Raw genomic sequence first — 22,172 nt, 5'->3', positions numbered from 1 at the left:
GGAATCGACCAATGAGTGATGAAAAAAACAATCAAGATGAAATCTTCCGTGCAAAATTAACCCCAGAACAGTACCATGTGTGCCGCGAAAAAGGCACGGAGAGGCCTTTTACTGGTCGCTACTGGAATGCGTTCGACGATGGTGTTTATCGGTGTATTTGCTGCAATGAACCGTTATTTAATGCCGATGAAAAGTTCGACGCAGGTTGCGGCTGGCCGAGTTTTACCGACTCTGTCGGAAATAGTCATCAGGAGCACACAGATTCTAGCCATGGTATGACGCGCACTGAGGTGACGTGTCGTAGTTGTGGTTCGCATCTGGGGCATGTATTCCCTGATGGCCCTGCACCCACTGGACGGCGTTTTTGCATAAACTCGGCTTCGCTTGATTTCGATCCCACAAATTCAGACACAGATAACTAGCAAGAATGAGGTGTTGAAGTGAGCCCGGAGTATGACCAGAAAGAAGCCTGTTTCAGCGATTGGAAACAGCGCGAAGAAATCGCCGAGCAAATGCTGCCTGTTATAGGCCGTTTGTATCGAGATAATGGTGTGGTAATCAACCTTTTTGGTCGTCGATTGGTCAATCAATCCACGATCGGCATTTTGAAAGCCCATCGTTTCGTTCGCCAAATTGCTGGTAGAGAACTGTCGGTTAAAGAGACCTTCCCAATTATTCAAGCAATGACCAAGCTGAACCTAGCTTCAGGTCGAGTGGATGTTGCACGGTTGGCGATTGCCTGGCAAGAGCAAGCCGAAGGTGATCTATTTGACTTCGTCAAGCAACAGCTAGAAGGGTTGAATACTGGCCGTCAAAATGTGCTCAAACAGCCACAAGATGTCGTGCTGTATGGCTTTGGTCGGATTGGCCGTTTGCTAGCAAGAATGCTGGTTGAGCGTTCAGGTGGTGGCGATAAGATGCGCTTGCGCGCCATTGTGGTGCGTAAAACCGGTGCAGAAGATGACCTAGCCAAGCGTGCCAGCTTGTTGCGTCGCGATTCAGTTCACGGCAGCTTCCAGGGCACCATTCTGATCGATGAAGAAAACAGTGCATTAATTTGCAATGGTAACTTCATCAAGCTTATCTATGCCGATGGACCGGATAAAATCGATTACACCGCGCATGGCATTGATAATGCGATTGTGGTGGATAACACAGGTATGTGGCGCGACAAAGAAGGCCTAGGCTTGCATTTGAAAAGCAAAGGCGTTTCTAAAGTATTGCTGACTGCGCCGGGTAAAGGAGATATCCCGAATGTAGTACATGGTATTAACCACAATGAGCTGGATTCTGATGAGAAGATTTTCTCGGCAGCTAGTTGTACTACCAATGCAATCGTGCCAATTCTTAAAGTATTAAACGACAATTACGGCATAAAGAATGGCCATGTCGAAACTTGCCATTCTTACACTAACGACCAGAACCTGATTGATAATTATCACAAGGGTTCTCGTCGCGGTCGTGCTGCTGCATTGAATATGGTTATCTCTGAAACGGGCGCAGCAAAAGCGGTCGCTAAAGTCTTACCACAATTAGCAGGCAAATTAACCGGAAACGCTATTCGGGTACCGACTCCCAATGTTTCATTGGCAATCCTTAACCTGAATTTTGATAAGGCAACAGACCGGGATTCATTGAACAATGAATTGCGTCAGGTAGCCCTTCATTCACCGCTTAAGGAGCAGATTGCTTATACCAATTCTCCTGAAGTAGTTTCGAGTGATTTTGTCGGTTTCCCAGCGGCAGGCATTGTCGATTCGTTAGCAACAATTGTTGATGGCGATCGGGCAGTGGTTTACGTCTGGTATGACAATGAATTTGGTTATAGCTGCCAAGTCATTCGGGTGATTCAGCAAATGGCAGGAATTGAGTTTCCTGAGTATCCGTTAGGCTAAATTTGCCGCGTTTTTTTTCGTAGTTTTTCGAAAGCGCTTCCACAAAGTTTGATGGAAGCGCATTTTGTTGATTTTGGTCAGCAAAACATCAATTCCTTTGCGTGAGTTGAGTCAAAAATCAGTGATTTAAATGAACTAACATTCAGTGGCGATTGAAAAAATTGCGCGGTGTTCGCAAAGGAAAGGGTTATATCTCAAGCTATATGGTCAAAGGGATTAGCTGACCGTATAATACGGGCGATTTTTGTCCCTACTTCTCGTTAAGTAGGGCAGTTAACAAAACAGGGTTTATCGGGCTAATTATGCATAAGATCAGCAAAGGCTTGGATCTGCCCATAAGTGGTAAACCGGACTTCAACCAGACAACTAGTCTGAATGTGAAGTCCGTTGCATTGCTTGGGGAAGATTATTTTGGCCTACGACCTACCATGCTTGTGCAGGTGGGTGATCAGGTCAAGCTAGGACAGCCGCTTTTCAGTGACAAGAAAAATCTGGGAGTTATTTTTACTGCTCCTGGCGCTGGTAAAGTAACGGCTATTAATCGTGGTGCCCGTCGAGCGCTGCAATCGGTGGTTATTGAACTGCAAGGTGATGAGGCAGAAAGCTTTGAAAGCTGGTCTGTTGATCAGCTGGCTACAATCGAAAGAGAGAAGGTTCAGCAGAACCTGATCAACTCCGGTTTGTGGACATCGCTGAGAACTCGCCCATACAGCAAGGTGCCATCTCCTGAATCTAAAGCATCAGCAATTTTCATCAACGCAATGGATACTAATCCATTAGCTGCCGATCCTGCACAAGTTCTGGCAGAACGCGCTGAAGATTTTGCACGTGGTGTGACGGTTCTGTCCCGGCTGACTGAAGGCAAGGTATTTGTATGCCATGAGGCCTCTCAGAAATTGTCAGTTTCTGGTAGCAATGTTTCTGTTGAAGCATTCTCTGGTCCTCATCCCGCTGGCCTAAGCGGCACTCACATTCATACATTGCAACCTGCCAGCAAGGAACGTCCTGTTTGGTCGGTGAATTATCAAGATGTGATTGCAATTGGTCATCTGTTTGTTACAGGCAAACTAGATACCTCGCGCCTGATTAGTCTTGCTGGTCCAATGGTTAAAAAGCCTGGCCTAGTGAAAACAAGAATTGGCGCTTCAATCGAAGAAATTACTGCTGGCGCGTTACAAGCTGGCGATGTTCGCGTGATTTCAGGTTCAGTCTTGGCAGGCGCTAAGGCGCATGGCCCGCTGGCTTATCTGGGTCGTTATGACCTGCAGATTTCAGTAATCGAAGAAGGTTACAAGCAGGAATTCATGGGCTGGGCTGTACCTGGTACCAAGAAGTTCTCAATGACCAATACTTTTGTTTCTGCATTAAAGCGTAAAGGCCTTAGCTTGCCATTTACTTCCAGCTTTAACGGCAGTAAACGAGCCATGGTGCCAATCGGCGTTTATGAAAAAGTGATGCCATTAGACTTGTTGCCTACTCAGTTGCTGCGTGCACTGGCAGTTGGTGATATGGAAAATGCTGAAGCTTTAGGCGCATTGGAACTGGCAGAAGAAGATCTGGGTCTATGTACCTATGTGTGCCCAGGTAAGTTCGATTTCGGACCGATCCTGCGTGCGAATTTGACTCAGATAGAGAAGGAAAGCTGATGAGCAAGTTAAACCAGTTTTTCAAAGACCTGGAACCGCACTTTGAAAAAGGCGGCAAGCACGAACGTTGGTTTGCTTTGTTTGAAGCAACTTATACGTTTTTTTATACGCCTCCTGCGGTCACCAAGCAAGGTGCTCATGTTCGTGATTCAGTTGACCTGAAGCGAATCATGATTTTCGTATGGCTGGCTGCTATGCCTGCTGCATTTGCAGGTATGTATTTCACAGGTTTGAATGCTAACGAAGCCATCATTCCTGGTACTGCGGCTCCGGATACTATCCGTGGCGCAATTATTGCCATGTTCGGCACAGACCCTAACAGCCTGATTGATAATGTGATGCATGGCGCTGTTTACTTCTTGCCGCTGTATCTGACGGTATTTCTGATCGGTGGTTTCTGGGAAGTACTGTTCTGTATGGTTCGTGGCCATGAAGTTAACGAAGGCTTCTTCGTTACCTCTATCTTGTTTGCTTTAACCCTGCCTGCAACAACCCCTCTGTGGTTAGCTGCGCTAGGCATCACTTTTGGTGTGGTGGTGGGTAAAGAAGTATTCGGTGGTACTGGTAAGAACTTCTTGAACCCGGCTTTAGTCGGTCGTGCATTCTTGTTCTTTGCTTACCCAGCTTATATGTCTGGCGATGCAGTGTGGATTCCAATTCAGGGCTGGGAAGTAATTGATAACTTCTCTGGCGCAACTGCTTTAGGTACCGCTTTCCTTGACGGTATGGCTGGTTTGCAAGCAAGCGGTTACACCTGGATGGATGCATTTATTGGCCACATCCCTGGTTCAATCGGTGAAACATCGACTCTGGCGATCTTAATTGGTGGTGCGTTCTTGGTGGTTACCGGAATTGCTTCTTGGAGAATTATCCTTGGTGTGATGCTGGGTATGGTTGCCACTACTTTGCTGTTCAACGCGATTGGCTCTGACACTAACCCAATGTTCGCGATGCCTTTCCATTGGCATTTGGTTCTGGGTGGTTTCGCTTTCGGTATGATCTACATGGCAACCGATCCAGTATCTGCTTCGATGACTAACACAGGTCGTTGGTGGTTTGGTGCTTTGATTGGCTTCATGGTGATTATGATCCGCGTTGTTAACCCGGCGTTCCCTGAGGGCATGATGCTGGCAATTTTGTTTGCCAACTTGTTTGCACCTCTGATTGACCATTTCGTGGTCAAGGCCAATATCAAGCGGAGGAAGCTGCGTCATGTCTAAACAGGACAGCACTCTGAAAACATTATCTGTTGCTCTTTTGGTCTGTTTGGTTTGTTCGGTAATCGTTGCTGGTGCGGCGGTTACTCTTAAACCAATCCAACAGATTAACAAGGTATTGGATAAAAAGCGTAATATTCTGGCAGCGGCAGGTTTGCTAAAGCCGGGAATGGGCATTGAAGATACATTTGCCCAAATCGATGTTCGTGTAATCGATATTCGTACTGGTGAATATGTTGAGAAAGACGTAAGCAAGTTTGATCAACGTAAAGCAGCTAAAGACCCATCGCTGAATATTGAACTAGATCGCACACTAGATACTGCACAGATTAAGCGCCAAGCTAAAAATGCTCTGGTGTATCTGGTTAAGCGTAATGCTGCTGGTGAGCTAGATCGCAATGGTGAGTTGGAGCAAGTGATTTTTCCAGTTCATGGCTACGGTTTGTGGTCAACCATGTATGGTTTTCTTGCTGTGAAGAAAGACCTCAATACAATTGTTGGTCTTGGCTTTTATGAGCATGGTGAAACTCCTGGTCTAGGCGGTGAAATTGATAACCCTCGTTGGCAGGCAAAGTGGCAAGGCAAGTATTTGCTGGACGGCACTGGTCAGGTCAAGTTCGACATCGTTAAAGGTGCGGTAGTGCCAGGAAATGCTGCAGAGCAATTCCAGGTAGATGGCCTTTCTGGTGCAACTCTGACCAGTAATGGTGTAGAGAACATGATCCTCTTCTGGTTGGGTGAAGAAGGTTTTGGCCCATACATCAGCAAGCATAAGGCGTAGGAGTAAAGACCATGTCCGATACAAAAGACGCCCTAACAAAACCGCTATTGCGTAACAATCCAATTGCGTTGCAGATGTTGGGTGTATGTTCTGCACTGGCAGTGACCACTTCGATGTCGACCGCATTTGTAATGTGTATCGCATTGACTGCAGTAACCGCTTTATCGAATACCTTTATCTCGATGATTCGTCATCAGATCCCAAGCAGTATTCGAATTATTGTTCAGATGACCATTATCGCTTCTTTGGTAATTGTGGTGGACCAAGTGCTCAAGGCTTATGCCTATGAGATTTCCAAGCAGCTATCGGTATTTGTTGGTTTGATTATTACCAACTGTATCGTTATGGGTCGTGCAGAAGCTTTTGCGATGTCTAACAACGTCAAAGACAGTTTCTTCGACGGTTTGGGCAACGGTTTAGGTTACAGCATCATCTTGATGGTTGTTGCTTTCTTCCGTGAACTGTTTGGTACTGGCAAGTTATTCGGTGAGAGTATTTTCCCTCTGATTACCGAAGGCGGCTGGTATGAGCCAAACGGAATGATGGTTCTGGCACCCAGTGCTTTCTTCCTGATTGGTTTCTTTATCTGGGTTGTTCGTCAGTGGGACAAGAGTCAGGTAGAACAAGATCCGGTTAACTGCGCTAAAGACGCTGTAGGGGAGGGTCACTAATGGAAGAGTATATCTCACTATTTGTTCGCTCTATTTTCATCGAAAATATGGCGTTATCGTTCTTCCTAGGAATGTGTACTTTCCTGGCAGTTTCGAAAAAAGTAGATACGGCAATTGGCTTGGGTATTGCGGTAGTTGTCGTGCAGACCTTAACAGTTCCTGTCAACAACTTGCTGTATACCTTCCTGTTAAAAGAAGGCGCATTGGCCTGGGCAGGCTTTCCAGAAGTTGACCTGAGCTTTTTAGGTTTGATCTGTTATATCGGTGTTATTGCAGCGCTGGTTCAGATTATGGAAATGTTCCTAGATCGCTATGTACCTGCTTTGTACAACGCACTGGGTATCTTCCTGCCACTAATCACAGTTAACTGCGCCATTATGGGTGGTTCATTGTTCATGGTTGAGCGTGACTACAACTTTGGCCAAAGCATAGTGTTCGGTGCAGGTTCTGGTATTGGTTGGGCGTTAGCAATTGTTGCTCTGGCCGGTATCCGTGAAAAGATGAAGTACAGCGATGTGCCAGATGGTTTGAAAGGTTTGGGTATTACTTTCATTACAGTTGGCTTATGTGCGCTGGGCTTTATGTCCTTCTCTGGCGTGCAGCTGTAAAACAGGAGCGATTTAAATGCTGGAAATATCTCTCGGCGTAATCATGTTTACAGCGATCGTGCTGGCATTGGTTTTGGTTATCCTGTTTGCCAAATCTAAGCTGGTACCTAGCGGTGACATCACCATCATGGTGAACGGCGAAACTGAAGTTAAAGTACCTGCTGGTGGCAAGCTGCTAGGCGCTATGGCTGAAGGCGGTATTGTTATCCCTTCTGCATGTGGCGGCGGCGGTACCTGTGGTCAGTGTACGGTAACAGTAAAATCTGGTGGCGGTGATTTACTACCAACGGAAGAAAGCCATATCACCAAGGGTGAAGCTAAGCGCGGCACTCGTCTGTCTTGTCAGGTAGCTGTTAAGACTGATATGGAAGTAGAAGTACCAGAAGAAGTCTTTGGCTGTAAGTCCTGGGAATGTGAAGTTGAGTCCAACTACAACGTTGCAACTTTCATTAAGGAATTCAAGCTGAAGCTGCCTGAAGGTGAAGATGTTGACTTCCGTGCTGGTGGTTATGTGCAGATCGATGCACCGGCTCACCATATAAAGTACAAAGACTTTATCATTGAGGAAGAGTATCGCGAGGATTGGGATAAGTTCGATATTTGGCAGTATGAGTCCAAAGTTGATGAGCTGACTACCCGTGCATACTCCATGGCAAGTTGCCCTCAAGAGAAAGGTATCATCATGCTCAACGTGCGGATTGCAACACCTCCGCCACGTGCGCCTGCAGGTACACCTCCTGGGAAGATGTCTTCTTACATATTTTCGCAAAAGCCTGGTGACAAGGTCACGATCTCTGGTCCATTTGGTGAGTTCTTTGCCCGCGAAACTGACAATGAAATGGTATTCGTTGGTGGTGGTGCAGGTATGGCACCAATGCGTTCACATATCTTTGATCAGTTGAATCGCCTTAACTCCAAGCGCACCATGACTTTCTGGTATGGCGCTCGTTCTAAGCGTGAAATGTTCTATGTAGAAGATTTCGACAAGCTGCAAGAAGAGAATGATAACTTCAAGTGGCATGTCGCACTGTCTGATCCGCTTCCTGACGATAATTGGGATGGTCATACTGGATTCATTCATAATGTGTTGTTGGAAAATTATCTGAAAGATCACGCGGCTCCAGAAGATTGTGAATACTATCTTTGTGGGCCTCCAGTGATGAATGATGCTGTGATTAACATGCTGCACGATATGGGCGTGGAAGATGACAATATCCTGCTGGACGATTTTGGATGATAAAAAATAGCAATTTTGCTATTCACAAAAGCCCCCATTGGGGGCTTTTGCGGTTAATAGCCCTTTTTACAATTACGGTTTTTGTCGCGGCTTGTTCTGAGCCACAACCACGTGTCGCCAGCATTTCAGGCCCAACAATGGGCACCCGCTATAACGTTAAGCTGGTAGAAGTAGCAGATCTCGATTTGGATAAGGTTAAATCGGCGCTGGAGCAATCGCTGCGTGATTTGAACCAGAGCATGTCGACTTATATTCCAGTTTCTGAACTGTCTTTGTTAAATAAAGGCCAAGCGGGAACGGTAAAAGCCAGTGAGCAATTACTGACAGTTTTGGCGCAAGCCAAGCGAATCAATAAACTCAGTGGCGGCGTATTTGATATTACGGTTGGCCCATTGGTGAATGCTTGGGGCTTTGGTCCAGATCCTCGAACCAATAAAGCACCCGCCGACGCGCTGTTACAACAACTGAAATCAAATATTGGTAGTGATCACTTTCAATTGGATTTAACCGCCAAAACAGTCACTCGCGACAGTGCTGATTTGTATATGGATCTATCTGCGATTGCTAAAGGTTATGCAGTTGATCAACTGGCTGAAGTGCTCGATCAAAATGGCATAAAGTCTTACCTAGTTGAGATTGGCGGCGAAGTGAAGACTCGCTCGAAAAAACCAGATGGACAACCTTGGCGAATTGCAGTTGAGCGACCTACCGAAGGTGCTCAGCAAATTCAGCGAGTGATTGTGCTAGAAGATATTGGTATTGCGACTTCAGGCGATTATCGTAATTACTTTGAGCAAGATGGCGTGCGTTATTCGCATACGATTGACCCGAGAACCGGTTATCCGATTAATCACAATTTGGCTTCAGTCTCGGTTTTGAGCAAAAGTGTGATGGAAGCCGATGCCATGGCAACGGCATTAATGGTGATGGGCCCGGTTGAAGGAATGAAATTGGCAGAAAAAATGAAACTGCCGGTGCTTATGCTGGTCAAGGAGAATGAGAGTTTTAAAGAAATTGCTTCTTCAGCTTTCAATCCTTGGATGAAAAAAGAGCAGAAAAAATAATGTATATATTTTTAATTACTTTTGTTGCGCTGTTATTGGTTGTGTTGATGATGTCAGTCGGCTGGATTTTCTCTAAAAAGAAAATCAGTGGTAGCTGTGGTGGTATTGGAGCACTAGGTATGGATAAAGCTTGTGATTGTGAAGAAGTTTGTGACGACCATAAACTTTATCAAATCGAAGAGCCAGATTCTGCCGCTAAGTAAAATAGCCGTAATAGCCCAATTTTGTGACTGACATGAATGACTGTGTCGGTCTGACGGGTTGGTGAAACTAAGCAACCGTTAGGTATTGGTGATGTCTCTTGCTGGTATCTGATCGAGCCGAAGGGCAATGCTGATTTATTAGCTGCAAATTGCATCATTGAATCTTTCTAGTGCTAATTGGCTGGGAGTGCATTGCTTGAAATTTTCGCTGCCCGTTTCATACCACTCAAGGGGAGAGAGCGTATGGAACATTTCAAATATGATGTAGCAGTTATCGGAACCGGCCCTGGCGGCGAAGGCGCTGCTATGAAAGCTGCTAAGGAAGGCAAGCGGGTCGCTGTAATTGAAAAGCATCGGATTGGTGGTGGTTGCACCCATTGGGGGACCATTCCATCTAAAGCACTGCGCCATAGCGTGAGTCGCTTAATTGAATATAAAAGCGCGCCTTTATTTCGTGAAAAAGGCGGCAATATCAGTTTTAGCTTTCCAGAAATCCTACGTGCTGCCGAATCGGTTATTGAACGCCAAGTAAAATTGCGTAGTGGTTTTTATCAGTACAATAATATTGATTTAATTGAAGGCACCGCAACTTTCACCGGCCCTAATCAATTAACGATTGCCCAACCTAACGGTGCAAATGAAGTAATTGAGGCCAATGACTTTGTATTAGCAACCGGTTCTCGGCCTTATCAACCTGACGATATCGATTTTAACCACCCGCGTGTTTATGACAGCGATAAAATCCTCACGCTAGGTTATACGCCGCGTCGAGTAATTGTTTATGGCGCAGGTGTTATCGGTACTGAATATGCCTCGATATTTCGTGGTTTAGGGGTCAAAGTTGATCTGATTAATAACCGTGATCGCTTGTTGTCATTTCTTGATGATGAAATTTCTGATGCTTTAAGTTATCACCTGAGAATTAGCGGTGTTGTGGTTCGTCATAATGAAACCTACGACAAAGTAATTGGTGGTGATGACGGTGTTGAACTGCATTTAAAGTCTGGTAAAAAGCTAAAGGCAGATATTTTCTTGTTTGCTAACGGCCGTACTGGCAATACCCAAAATATGGGTTTGGAAGATATCGGTTTGCATCCAGATCGTCGAGGTCAGTTAAAAGTTGACCAGGACTACCGAACCGAATTGCCGCATATTCATGCGGTGGGCGATATTATTGGTTATCCGAGTTTGGCATCTGCGGCATATGACCAGGGCCGTTTTGCCGCCAGCGCGATTATTGAAGGGCAATGTCATCACCAGTTAGTGGAAGATATTCCTACCGGTATTTACACTATTCCGGAAATTAGCTCAGTGGGTCGCTCAGAGAGTGAATTAACCGATGCACAAATCCCTTACGAAGTTGGTCATGCTTTTTTCAAAGATTTAGCCAGAGCGCAAATTGCCGGGCAAACCGTTGGCATGCTAAAACTGCTGTTCAATCGTGATACTAAAGAAATTTTAGGGATTCATTGCTTTGGTGAACGTGCGGCAGAAATTGTTCACATCGGCCAAGCAATTATGTGTCAGAAAGATGGTGGTAACTCTTTGGACTATTTCGTAAATACCACGTTTAACTATCCGACTATGGCAGAAGCTTATCGAGTGGCAGCATTGAACGGATTAAATCGATTATTTTGATTGGTTGTTCTTAAATTGAAATAAAAGAGCCGGATTAATATCCGGCTTTTTTTTATTTTAATTTCCTAAAATTACCCAGCGAGCATTGCCATAATCTCCGATAATTAACTTGTCGCCTACAAAACTACATAAAGAAGCATCATCAAAAAGTGTTTCTGATTCCGTTAAAGCCATGCTGGCAGGTTGCATATTTTGAGTAGGAAACTGATTCCAAATTAGAATGCGGTTATTGCCACTGTCGCCTAGGCAAATCTGAGTGCCGTTGGAATGAATATATTCATAGTTCTGTTTAAACACGCTTAAATCAGGGTTGGTATCAGTTAAGCCATCTTGATTGACATCATTGGGTGCATCGTTAATAAAGTTATTTTGTCCCAGTACTAAATCTGCAGGTGCAAAGTTAGCTGTTGGGAAAGTATTCCAAATTAAAACTCGGGAATTATCTGAATCGGCAGCAATAATCCGAGTTCCGTCGCTCCAAACACTGGTTGGGTTATCAAGCGTTCTGGCAGACGGTGTGGCATCTTTGGTATCATTTTGGTCGTCATCATTTTCAGTGCAATGGGTAAAATCAGATTGCCCTAACACTAAATCTGCTGGCTGATTATTTTCAGTGATGGGTAGATTCCAAATCATAATTCGAGCATTTTGCCTATCGGCTGACAGCAAATAATCTTCTGTAACTGAAATATCAGTAGTATTAGACAAGGCACTGGCGCTACAGCCTGGGCCACCCAAAACAAAATCAGGCTCCAATGTTGCGTTAGATGTTGGAGCAGTGTTGTAGACAAGGATGTCTCCGCCTTGATAACTGCTCTCAATAAAGAATTGGCTGCTATTACTTTCAATTGAATTGGGTCGTAGAGTTTGGTCGCCTTTTAAAATGAAAGCGGGCGTGGGATTGTTGGTTTTCGGTATTCCAGTAAACCCCAGAATTGCATTGTTGTCGTAGCTGGTAAGGTAAAAGATACCATTATGCAGTAATGGTCGGCCATAGGGTTCCTCTAGCTCGGGGTATAGTAAAGAAGGCTCGTTGATTTGGGTGATTGAAATGCCAACCTGGCCAGGCTGAAAATTAACTGTACCGGGAGTTGAGGTTTGAGTATTGTCTGAGTCGCTTGAGCATCCAATGAGTCCAATGGATAATAGCAAGGGTAATATTGTGGTAAAGCGCTTCATTCTTTCCCCTAAATCGTTAGCTATAAAAACCGATCAAATTAGTTTGAGCAATAAGTAGAATAAAAAATACGTGAAAAACACCAGCTCTGTATTTCAATAGTCTAACTCTTTTATTGATAAGTTGCATTATAAGTGGGCGTCTGTCTCTGTCGCAGGCGTTCTAAATTCAAAATCGGTAGCGGCGTTCCTGACAATGACTTTTATTATGTCTTGAAATTGTCTGGAAAGTCGAAAGCATTTTTCTCGTATGCTCGCTAAGATTGGCGTATGAGGTATTAGAGGGTGGTATTAAATAATACTCCTATTTATCTCCGAATATTTGAGTGGATTTTAGAGCCTTGCTCTCGCTGCGTCGTGATATCCGCCTTCCTTAACGAGCATGGCGGAGTAGCTGGTTCGCTATGATGCTAGCCACTCACGCCGGGCAGTCATTCAAGACAGAAAATGCACGGATGGACGGATTAGAGCGATTCAGGCGGCAAATGTTCTAGATGTTTGTTTTGCATTTCCTTAATCTATGGAGGTCATGCCAAAGCCGAGAAACCAGAATCTATGTGCCAAGAACGGTAGCTTTAAATCAAAAGAATGCTTCAGAGTATAAAAAATAAACATAGGTGTTATTTAAAAATTATGCGCCCAGTTAGTGGAGAGATATTGCTAGGGTTTAGAGCAGAAATATTATTTCTGCTCCAAAATATATTTAATGTTAACTACTGTTGACTAGTGATATCAAATATTAACCATCGTTCATTGCCAAGATCATTTATTATAAGTTTGTTTTCAACAAAGCTACATGCGACAGGTCCTGAAAAAGGGATTCTGGATTGAGTTATCTCAATGTCAGCTGTTTGCATAATGTTAGTTGGGAATTGCTCCCACAGTAATACTCGATTGTTGAATCTATCTGTTAAACACAGTTGGCTGCCGTCGGAATGTAGCCTCGATGAATGAGCGACATTGTGTTTATTTATATTGAATGTACTTAAATTAGTCGTGAGATCTGAGATGCCATCCTGATCGGCATCATTGGCAGCGCTATTAGTAAAATTACTCTGTCCTAATACAAGATCTGCAGGCTGAAAGCTAGAAACTGGAAAGCTATTCCATATTAATGCTCTGTTATTGTTTGAGTCGAGAACAGCAATACGATTGCCATCGCTCCAAACACTTGTCGGGTTACTTAGTGTTCTCTGTGACGGTGTACTGTCAGCGATATCATTTTGGTCGTCATCGTTTTCTTGGCAATTATTTAAATTAGATTGCCCCAATACCATGTTTGCAGGTTGTTGATTTTGAGTGATAGGCAAATTCCAAATGATGATGCGATTGCTATTCTGGTCTGCAGCTAACAAGTGGTCTTCAGTTACAGAAATGTCTCCAACGAAACGTTGAGTACCATTGCTGCAGGAAGGAATAGTCAGGCTATAATATTCTGGCGATAAATTGTCGATCGTTAGTTTAGCGTTATATACAATAATATCCCGATTATTAGAACTACGACTAGTAAGGAAAAATTGCGAACTATTATTACGAATAGTTTGCACGCTGGAAAGTTCGGTATTATCTAGTACGAAACTAGGTGTCGGGTTGTTTTCTGTCGGGATACCATTAAAGCCAAAAACAACGTTTTCTGCATCATTCGGTAAATAAAATATACCGTTGTGAAATAACGGAGTGCTAAACACGTCATATAAAAAAGGATCAATGCTAGAGCTATCGGGGAGGTTGACTCTATCTATTGCTAAGGCTTCTGATTCGAATGAATTAGTGCCGCAAGATGCAAGTAGTCCTGCAGATAGCAATAGTGATGCAGCCCGCATGGCTTTTATTTTAAGCATATTAAGTGGTAACCCGTCAGTTTATAAAGTTAAATATTGCAAGCGGTTTGCAAATATTAGAACTGTCGATTGTAAATGTGTTTTTTGTTATTTTACATAGTTGACGATTGAATGGCGTTTTTTGGAAAAGGAATGGTTTTTTATAACATATAGTCTGTTTTAGCGATTGTTTAGATAGATTGTGCTCAATATAAGCGGGTGGATATAAAAAACCTGATTGTGACAAGTGATCGTTTTTTGTTAATTGTTAATTATTATGTGAAGATGTATTGGTTGTTTTACTAAGTTTTTCAAATAATAATATTGAAAATAAATATACGATCTATTGGTCTTCAGCTGTAAAGATAATTGTAGCGGAGGGTTTAGTAGATAGTTCAGCTGCTGACTGCTGCTTTGATGGTAACAGTAGGCGGGTTGTGACACTAAATATTATTAGGGTTTCAGTAGGGTGTCGAGCAGAGAAAACATCAAAATAAGAACTAACATTGAAATGTTAGTTCTTATTTTGATGTGTGTTAAAGCGGTGCAGAATAACCAATATTAAATGCAAATTTTCTTGGCAGAGAGCTGTCGTCGATTTCTACAGTATCTAAAGCAAAGGCCATATCCGCGGTAAATCCACCAAACCAAGTTGCACCGACACCGATAGTAGTCAGCTTTTCGCCTTCCAAATCTTTTTCTGCGCCCAGCCGAACGTTAGGTAACCAAGCTGTTTGCGGACGGTACATGGCGGCAAACTGTAATAATTGCTGCTCTTGTCCAAAGATGGTGGTGTGGTCGGTGACATCCATATAAGAAGTCAAAGTAAAGCTGTGATCGACGGACTCAAATGATGCTTCAACCGAAAATGAACGATCTAATGTGTATTCACTAGACGTTGGTGCGGCTGTTAATACAGCTGTATCGCTATAATTTAGTGTACCAAATTCAAATTTTGGTTCGTTGATATTGTAAATAGTCGCGCCCAATGTCAGGCCTTCGGTTTTCCAAAGTAGGCCTAAGTCAAAAGAGGGCTTAGTATTGCTCTCTAGGTTTTCATCGGCATTGTCTAAAATGTCACCCACCGAATCCATATCGCGGAGTGCAATTAGCTGACGACTTAATTGTAAATTGTGAATGTTAGCACGCAAACCACCGTAAAGTTCGCTGGATTTAAAATCGAATAAAGTACGGCTATAACCAAACGTTGCTCGGGTGTGTAAGGCACCAACTAAATAAGCAGCGGCATCTTCAGTTAAAATGTTGCTTGGGTTATTGCCGACGGTGTTGTCATCGTCAATTACCGATAAATGTGCGCCGCTGTCAAAGGAAATATCAAATACCAAAACGCCATCTAGCAAATCGTTTTTTACCACAACAGGCAACAATGGTATTGAAGAACCAAAACTCATATTGATATAGCCATCTTTGGCTAAACGAGTGATCGTTGAATCTAGCTTAGCAACAACTGCCGGATCTGATGAATCCAACCCATCAAGCACATCATCTAGATCATCTTCAAAGTTATCAATTTGACCGACTTCAGTTTGAAAGCCTGCGGAACCCCAAATAGCCATTCTGAAACTGTTTTCAGGCGTTAGCATAATACTGGCAGAAGCTGGGTTATAAATAGAAGCAGTCAGAATATTATCTGGCGTGGACGCGCCGCCTTGAGTCAGCAGAGCTCCTGGTTTGTGGATTAACGGATAGGCCTGAGCCGATAAAGACAGGCAAAGAGAGCCTAGTAATACCAATTTTTTCATAACTGCTCCTTGTTTTGCTATTTGCAAATATCAGCAATATTATGCCGATATTTGTTTAATTCCCGATAAACTAATCACGCTTTACCCGTGCTGCTTTGCGACTTGGATCAATGAAGGATGACAAATCGTTAGGATAAGGCAAGTTGCACAACTGACTGGTTAAAATTTCTGCCACCAGCGGCGCGGTTACCAAGCCCCGTGCACCATGACCAGTGTTGATCCATAGGCCAGGTTTTAGCGCGCCAGCAATCGGTGTGTAATCTGGGACGGTGGCACGAATTCCTGAAGTTGCGGAGATTAATTCAGGCTTCAATTGATCATACTCTTCTGGCAGTAATTGTTGCAAAGCTGCAATGTTTTGCTGATCTTGCTGTGAATCCACCTCAGTATTTAATTCACCGCGATTGAATGTTGCGCCAATACAATATTGGTCGCTGGTGCCGGGGATTTTTGCAATGTAGCTTTTGCCACAAATGGCTGGGTGAGAAATTGTTTTATTAGATTTAATTTGACTAACTTGGCCTTGCAGTGGGCGCGTTAATAAACCATCGAATTGCTCGGGTAACTGATGCAAATGACCTGGACAAAAAATCACGTTATTTGCTTGTCCAACCAATAGCCGCTGCTGATCAAATAATTTCCAGAACTGATTGTGCTGCTCAAGATGCGCAACGTTAACACCAGTTTTTAACTCAATAGACGGGTGATCAATTAGTAAATGGCAGATTTTAGCCGGTGCGCAAATACCTGCTTGGTCGATGATTAAACTCGATGCTTGAGCGTTAGTTTGATTGGCTGTTGCCGGTATCAATTGAGCGACTAGATTTAGCGCAGGTCTTTTTTGCAGCATGCTGGCCAGTCGATTATCACTATGCTTTCCAGGTTGCTCGACAATGCCGCAAGGGTTCCATATTGGTTGATCAGAAGTCTGACTCAGTTGTTCAATTCGGCGCAATGAATAGAAGTAGCCAATATTATGAAAGATTTCTCGCTTGCTTGGCTGCAAATGTAGCAAAGGCTTGAGTAGACCGGCCGGGTTACCAGAAGCACCTAAAGCGACTTGCGAGTTTTGCTCTAACAAAATAACTCGCTGGCCATGTTCGGCTAAGCGCCTAGCAAGGTGACAGCCAGCTAAACCAGCGCCTACAACAATGATTGGTTGTTCGACGGGTTGTTCTGTAAGTGAGTTTGCAGCTACTTCGGCAATGTCGCTATTGGTCGTTTTGCAAAACTGTCCAGCAGCGGTTCCCTGCTTTGCTGCAAAACCGATTTCAGCTAGCTGATGGCAAATAGATGAAGTGAAATGAGAGCTGGCTAGAGTCGTTTGCTGATGGGAACAGTTGGCAATCGCTTGAAAGAGTTCGCCTTGCCAAATTTGTGGATTTTTGTTTGGAGAGAATCCATCGAGATACCAAGCATCGACGCTGGCGTTCATGTTCTGCCACATCTCGCTGGCATCGCCTAAGAGTAGATCGAGTGTTATCCCATCTTCAAAATGCATTCGATGAAAGCCAGCCCAGGCTCTTGGCCATTGCTTTAGCAGTTGCTTGGTAAAGGGTGCTAATTCTGACCAAGGGGCGAGTGCCGCTTGAAGGTCGGCTCGACTCAGTGGAAATTGTTCCGCCGAAATATAATGCAAGCGTTCGCTATTTTGGCGATTTCTTTTCCATTCAAGCCAGCTACTTAGAAAATTTAATCCAGCCCCAAAGCCCGTTTCGCCAATCACAAAATTCTGACCGTGCCAGCGCTTGGGTAACTGGTTGCCTTGGAGGAACATTGCGCGATGGTCTTTGAGTCCGTTTTTACTGTGGTAGTAAACCTCACCGAACTGAGATGAAGATGGACCTTGACTATTTTTCCAATGGAGATCGCCGTGCTGCATTGATAAGAATCTGGCTGGTAAAAAGTAGCCTGAATTCTAGCAGACTGGGCTATAGATGGTCAGTTGAGGACAAGTTATAAATATGCCTTTGATTTGGTTATATAAGAATTCAATGGTCAATCAACCAAAGCTAGCTTGACAGGCTATAGAGCAGCTTATAGTCTGGTCGACATGAATAGATTTGTAACTTTCCTTATTAGCGTCTTAATAGTCGTGGTCGTCCTACCGGATAGGCGAGCGGCTATCTGCTATTGCTAAGGCAAAAAGTTCAGAAAAACCCGCTCGCCCAACCAGGCCGGCGGGTTTTTTTATGCAATTTACCAAGTGCACAACCTAATAATTCAGATAAAATGCTGGCAAAACGAACAAATTAAGAAGGGTGTTCAATAAATGAAAATGACAGGTGCCCATGCGATTTGTGAATCGCTGATCAGTGAAGGCGTTGAGATTATCTTCGGATATCCCGGCGGCGCCATTATGCCAACCTACGATGCGCTATATGATGTTCGTGACCGGCTAAAGCATGTGTTGGTTCGACATGAACAAGGCGCGGGCCATGCTGCTCAAGGTTATGCGCGAGCAACCGGAAAAGTCGGTGTTGCACTGGCGACCTCAGGCCCAGGTTCTACTAATTTAGTCACGGCGATGATGGATGCCACCATGGATTCAACGCCGATTGTTTGTATTACCGGCCAGGTTGCTTCGCATCTTTTGGGGACAGATGCATTTCAGGAATCAGACATCATGGGCATGAGTATTCCTGCCACCAAGTGGTGTACTCAGGTTTCTGATCCAGCTGAAATTCCTGCGGTATTGGCCAAGGCATTTCATATTGCACAAGATGGCCGACCAGGCCCGGTATTAGTTGATATCACTAAAGATGCTCAAATATCAGAAATGGACTTCAGCTATCAACACCATATTGAAACCATTGATACCAGCAAGCTATACCCACACAAATATCAAGATCTTAGCCAGCTTGAATTAGCCGCTGAATTGCTAAACAACGCTAAAAAGCCATTTATGTTATTAGGCCATGGTGTTCTGATTTCTCAGGCCGAAAAGCAAGCAGTTGAATTAGCAGACAAATCTGGTATTCCAACGGCATGTACCTTGCTAGGCTTATCGGCCATGGCACCAGACCATGAATTATATGTTGGCATGCCAGGTATGCACGGTAATTATGGTGCCAACCTGCTAACCAATGAAGCCGATGTGATCATCGCGATAGGTATGCGCTTTGATGACCGAATCACCGGTCGCCTGGATCAATATGGTAGCAAGGCCAAATTTATTCATATCGATATTGACCCATCGGAAATGAACAAAAATGTGCTTAATACTGCATCGATTGTTGCTGATGCCGGTGTTGCACTGGATGCATTGCTGCCATTAGTTAACGAGCAAAAGCATCCTGAATGGATCGCTGAATATCGTCGTTGCGATGAAATTGAATATAAGAAAGTCATCAAAAACGATATTTTCCCAACCAAAGGCCCATTACATATGGGTGAAGCGGTTCGCAAAATTTCTGATTTAACTTCCGGTGATGCGATTGTTGTTTCCGATGTTGGTCAGCACCAAATGGTTACGGCCCGTTATTACAATTACCGCAATCCAAATAGCCATATTACTTCAGGTGGCTTGGGTACTATGGGCTTCTCTCTGCCTGCTGCGATTGGTGCGCAAATGGGCCGTCTAGACAAGCAAGTAATTGCAATAATGGGTGATGGCGGCTTTCAGATGAATTTGCAGGAAATGGCAACCTTGCATCAGGAAGGTGCGCCACTGAAAGTGGTTATTCTCAATAACAGTCATTTGGGTATGGTGCGTCAATGGCAGGAAATGTTCTTTGATGAGCGTTATTCATTTGTTGGTATGGAAAACCCGGATTTTGTTGCACTGAGTAAGGGTTTTTACGTTGATGCAGAGCGGGTTGAAGATCGAGAAGATCTGGAAGGTGCGATTCAACGAATGCTCGATGCGCCAGGGCCTCGCTTGTTAGAAGTTGTGGTTCAGAATATGCACAACGTTTTCCCAATGGTTGCTACCGGTGATTCGGTATCTCAGGTACGCCTGGATTAATTTAGGAGATATGAATATGCTGCTGCATTCCCATACCATTACTGCTTATACCGAAAATGCGGTAGGTATATTAGCTCGAATGGCTTCATTGTTTTCTCGTAACCGGGTCAACATTGAAAAACTGCATGTAGAAGAATCTGAAACCAAGGGCATTTCTCAATTTACCATTGTTGTTTATTGTGATTCTGAGAAGGCACGCAAGTTGGTCAATCAGTTACGTCGTATCATTGAATTACAGGACGTATTTATTAGTCGCGATGAAATGATTGAAGAGTCAAAAGAAAATGAGACTTCAATTTCTGCTGCTGCCAACGGCTAAAAAATAAAACAGGCTGTTAGTTCTGCGGCCTGTTTAATCTGTGTCACGGATTTGCGGAATTATATCCGCAAATCCGTAGTCCTATATGTTATTTCATAGCTAGAAATAAATAAGGCCGGAGGCACAATGCTTTTAATTCGTTCGAGCTGCATACTGTTAGTTGTTTTTCTTTTTGGTTGCCAGTCAGTACCTGTTTATAAAACTCAATATATTCTTGAACCCCCTCGTGACAACCAAGGCCGCAGTTGCGTACTTTCTTGTGATGTTCCCCGACAGCAATGCTCAGCTTCTTCCGCGGTACAACAAAAAGTCTGCAATACTCAGCAGCAAGCTAAAACAAACCAGTGGCAGTTATGCCTTGACACACTGGAAGATCCAGCGGATTGTCAAGAACCTGAAATAAAAGATTGTAGTCAAGTAGATGCAGGAATTTGTGAAGTAACTTATCGTGGTTGCTATCAGGAATGCGGGGGCGAAATTCAGCAACGTAGGATCTGTACAGAAGGTTGCTAAGACCGCTCTCTGACCGTGGAGAGAATAATAATGAAACAGCAGGGGAAGACCGGATTAGTTTTATCGGGCGGAGGCGCTCGAGCAGCTTATCAAGTTGGAGTTTTAAAAGCGTTGGCAAGAATTCTTGACCAGCCGAAGGAAACCCCTTTTCCTGTTGTTTGTGGAACATCTGCCGGGGCTATCAATGCGATTTCTCTGGCAAGTTCTGCTGATAATTTTTCGCTTGCAGTTAATAACCTTGAAAAACTCTGGTCTAATTTACACGTTCAAAATATTTATCGCTCTGACCCATGGAATTTAATTGTTGGTGGTGGGCGCTGGTTTTTATCTTCGTTATTTGGTGGTGGCTTGGGAGATCAGGGTCATAGCTTATTAGACAATACGCCGCTCAGAAAACTGCTTGAAAAGCAGGTTAATTTTGATCAAATCGATATTTCAATTGCCAAAGGCTATTTGCATGCTTTGAGTATTACCTGTTCAGGTTATCGCTCAGGATTATCGGTTTCATTTTTTCAAGGTCATAGCTCGATCAAGCCCTGGCGTCGTACGTTACGCAGTGGCGAATTTGCTAATATCGGACTAGACCATTTAATGGCTTCAGCAGCTATCCCCTTTGTATTTCCTTCCATTCGATTACGCCGTGAATATTTTTGTGATGGCTCAGTTCGGCAATTGGCACCTTTTAGCCCAGCATTAAACCTAGGAGCCGATAAGGTGATCGCAGTCGGTGTCAGCAAGCCGCACAATATTGAAGAACCAAAACTACACCAAGCATCTTACCCGACCTTTGCCGAACAACTAGGCCATGTACTGGATAGTGTTTTTCTAGATAGCTTGAGTTTGGATTTGGAGCGGGTGCAGCATATTAATGAAATACTTGATGGTGTCGCCCATGGTTGTGAACCTTTGCCGGATCAAACTATGAAAAAGGTCGACACCTTAGTGATTGAGCCAAGCGAAGCGATTGATCATGTCGCGGCGCGACATAGCCAAGAGTTGCCGTTTACTTTAAGAATGCTATTGGCAGGAACGGGTGCGACTAAAAAAAGTGGTTCTACTGCTTTAAGCTATTTGCTGTTTGAGCCTGGCTATTGCCAAGAGTTAATTGCGCTGGGTTATAAAGACGCAATGATGCAGGCAGATAAAATTGAACACTTTGTTCGCTCGGAGCACCCTCAATGTTCGGAATCGACCTCGGTGTGACGCAGCGAGATATGAGCTGGTAGTAAAAGAGATCGCAAGTAAATGTAACGGTATGGTGTTATATCCAAGCAAGTGTTGTTTGGTGAGATTTAAACCTGCTGTATCAGAGCGGGGGGCATGCGAAGTGATGGCTAGAAATTATTGATCAACTTATCGCTTGTGCTGTGAGCAGTCACAGTCAGAATTTTCTGTTTGCAAAATTTCTCGGGTACGCTGTATTTTTTCAGCTTCAGTTAATGGTACTGGGTCATAGCCACCGGCACAAAATGGATGGCAACGGCCAATTCGTCTAGTGGCCATCCAGCCACCTCTAATTGCACCATGTTTGTTGATGGCCTCGATCGCGTAAGCAGAGCAGGTCGGGTAGTAGCGGCAATTGGGCCCCATCAATGGGCTGATCACCAGCTGATAAATTCTAACCAGCTTCAACATGATTTTCTTAAACATTTAG

At 44.0% G+C, this 22,172-nt stretch carries 20 protein-coding genes; 15 read left to right on the top strand and 5 right to left on the bottom strand.

Translation table 11 applies throughout. The annotated features are described in order from the left end of the window. Positions 1–11: 11 nt before the first annotated feature. The 11 genes from msrB (at position 12) to sthA (ending at position 10,960) form a co-directional block, all read left to right on the top strand. Positions 12–422 (top strand): peptide-methionine (R)-S-oxide reductase MsrB, encoded by a 411-nt coding sequence (msrB, locus tag DC094_RS10610; RefSeq protein ID WP_116687144.1) that lies wholly within the window; start codon positions 12–14, stop codon positions 420–422. 18 nt (positions 423–440) lie between these two features. Continuing rightward, positions 441–1,895, top strand: a complete 1,455-nt coding sequence (locus DC094_RS10605) for a glyceraldehyde-3-phosphate dehydrogenase (RefSeq protein WP_116687077.1) — start codon at positions 441–443, stop codon at positions 1,893–1,895. A gap of 302 nt (positions 1,896–2,197) precedes the next feature. Beyond that, positions 2,198–3,541 (top strand): Na(+)-translocating NADH-quinone reductase subunit A, encoded by a 1,344-nt coding sequence (locus DC094_RS10600; protein ID WP_116687076.1) that lies wholly within the window; start codon positions 2,198–2,200, stop codon positions 3,539–3,541. After that, complete coding sequence (locus DC094_RS10595) at positions 3,541–4,761, top strand: NADH:ubiquinone reductase (Na(+)-transporting) subunit B (RefSeq protein ID WP_116687075.1); 1,221 nt, start codon at positions 3,541–3,543, stop codon at positions 4,759–4,761. Before DC094_RS10600 ends, DC094_RS10595 begins: the two co-directional genes overlap by 1 nt. Then, complete coding sequence (locus DC094_RS10590; RefSeq protein WP_116687074.1) at positions 4,754–5,539, top strand: Na(+)-translocating NADH-quinone reductase subunit C; 786 nt, start codon at positions 4,754–4,756, stop codon at positions 5,537–5,539. The genes DC094_RS10595 and DC094_RS10590 overlap by 8 nt, the downstream gene beginning before the upstream one ends. Before the next feature lie 11 nt (positions 5,540–5,550). Then, entirely contained in the window at positions 5,551–6,210 is a 660-nt protein-coding gene (locus DC094_RS10585; RefSeq protein WP_116687073.1) for an NADH:ubiquinone reductase (Na(+)-transporting) subunit D, read from the top strand. Beyond that, the gene (gene nqrE, locus DC094_RS10580; RefSeq protein ID WP_116687072.1) at positions 6,210–6,818 is read left to right on the top strand and encodes an NADH:ubiquinone reductase (Na(+)-transporting) subunit E; all 609 of its coding nucleotides are present in this window, start codon (positions 6,210–6,212) and stop codon (positions 6,816–6,818) included. Before DC094_RS10585 ends, nqrE begins: the two co-directional genes overlap by 1 nt. Positions 6,819–6,834: 16 nt before the next feature. After that, complete coding sequence (nqrF, locus tag DC094_RS10575; RefSeq protein ID WP_206605627.1) at positions 6,835–8,055, top strand: NADH:ubiquinone reductase (Na(+)-transporting) subunit F; 1,221 nt, start codon at positions 6,835–6,837, stop codon at positions 8,053–8,055. 47 nt (positions 8,056–8,102) lie between these two features. Then, positions 8,103–9,119, top strand: a complete 1,017-nt coding sequence (locus tag DC094_RS10570; RefSeq protein WP_116687142.1) for an FAD:protein FMN transferase — start codon at positions 8,103–8,105, stop codon at positions 9,117–9,119. Next, the gene (gene nqrM, locus DC094_RS10565; RefSeq protein WP_116687071.1) at positions 9,119–9,322 is read left to right on the top strand and encodes a (Na+)-NQR maturation NqrM; all 204 of its coding nucleotides are present in this window, start codon (positions 9,119–9,121) and stop codon (positions 9,320–9,322) included. The genes DC094_RS10570 and nqrM overlap by 1 nt, the downstream gene beginning before the upstream one ends. A 243-nt stretch (positions 9,323–9,565) precedes the next feature. After that, positions 9,566–10,960 (top strand): Si-specific NAD(P)(+) transhydrogenase, encoded by a 1,395-nt coding sequence (sthA, locus tag DC094_RS10560; protein WP_116687070.1) that lies wholly within the window; start codon positions 9,566–9,568, stop codon positions 10,958–10,960. 57 nt (positions 10,961–11,017) lie between these two features. On the opposite strand, the gene DC094_RS10555 is transcribed toward sthA, so the two are convergent. From DC094_RS10555 to mnmC1, 4 genes are all read right to left on the bottom strand, one after another. Further along, complete coding sequence (locus DC094_RS10555; protein WP_116687069.1) at positions 11,018–12,139, bottom strand: hypothetical protein; 1,122 nt, start codon at positions 12,137–12,139, stop codon at positions 11,018–11,020. A gap of 710 nt (positions 12,140–12,849) precedes the next feature. After that, complete coding sequence (locus DC094_RS10550; protein WP_116687068.1) at positions 12,850–13,977, bottom strand: NHL repeat-containing protein; 1,128 nt, start codon at positions 13,975–13,977, stop codon at positions 12,850–12,852. A gap of 515 nt (positions 13,978–14,492) precedes the next feature. Further along, on the bottom strand, positions 14,493–15,719 hold the full coding sequence (gene traF, locus DC094_RS10545; RefSeq protein WP_116687067.1) for a conjugal transfer protein TraF: 1,227 nt from the start codon (positions 15,717–15,719) through the stop codon (positions 14,493–14,495). 70 nt (positions 15,720–15,789) lie between these two features. Beyond that, positions 15,790–17,601 (bottom strand): FAD-dependent 5-carboxymethylaminomethyl-2-thiouridine(34) oxidoreductase MnmC1, encoded by a 1,812-nt coding sequence (gene mnmC1 / locus DC094_RS10540; protein WP_116687066.1) that lies wholly within the window; start codon positions 17,599–17,601, stop codon positions 15,790–15,792. 390 nt (positions 17,602–17,991) lie between these two features. Here mnmC1 and ilvB point away from each other — a divergent pair, with 390 nt between their 5' ends. The 4 genes from ilvB (at position 17,992) to DC094_RS10520 (ending at position 21,721) form a co-directional block, all read left to right on the top strand. Further along, complete coding sequence (ilvB, locus tag DC094_RS10535) at positions 17,992–19,686, top strand: biosynthetic-type acetolactate synthase large subunit (protein ID WP_116687065.1); 1,695 nt, start codon at positions 17,992–17,994, stop codon at positions 19,684–19,686. Between the two features lie 16 nt (positions 19,687–19,702). Further along, positions 19,703–20,005, top strand: coding sequence for an acetolactate synthase small subunit (locus tag DC094_RS10530; protein ID WP_158527288.1), 303 nt, complete (start codon positions 19,703–19,705; stop codon positions 20,003–20,005). Positions 20,006–20,131: 126 nt separating this feature from the next. Continuing rightward, positions 20,132–20,518, top strand: coding sequence for an Aq_678 family protein (locus DC094_RS10525; RefSeq protein WP_116687063.1), 387 nt, complete (start codon positions 20,132–20,134; stop codon positions 20,516–20,518). 30 nt (positions 20,519–20,548) lie between these two features. After that, complete coding sequence (locus DC094_RS10520; protein ID WP_116687062.1) at positions 20,549–21,721, top strand: patatin-like phospholipase family protein; 1,173 nt, start codon at positions 20,549–20,551, stop codon at positions 21,719–21,721. A 150-nt stretch (positions 21,722–21,871) separates the two neighbouring features. Here DC094_RS10520 and yidD read toward each other — a convergent pair whose 3' ends face one another. Next, positions 21,872–22,168, bottom strand: a complete 297-nt coding sequence (gene yidD, locus DC094_RS10515; protein ID WP_116687061.1) for a membrane protein insertion efficiency factor YidD — start codon at positions 22,166–22,168, stop codon at positions 21,872–21,874. Positions 22,169–22,172 lie beyond the last annotated feature (4 nt).

The organism is Pelagibaculum spongiae, assembly GCF_003097315.1.
Classification (GTDB): domain Bacteria; phylum Pseudomonadota; class Gammaproteobacteria; order Enterobacterales; family Pelagibaculaceae; genus Pelagibaculum; species Pelagibaculum spongiae.
Note: the sequence above shows the minus strand (reverse complement) of the source record. Positions and strands in the feature narration are given on the sequence as shown.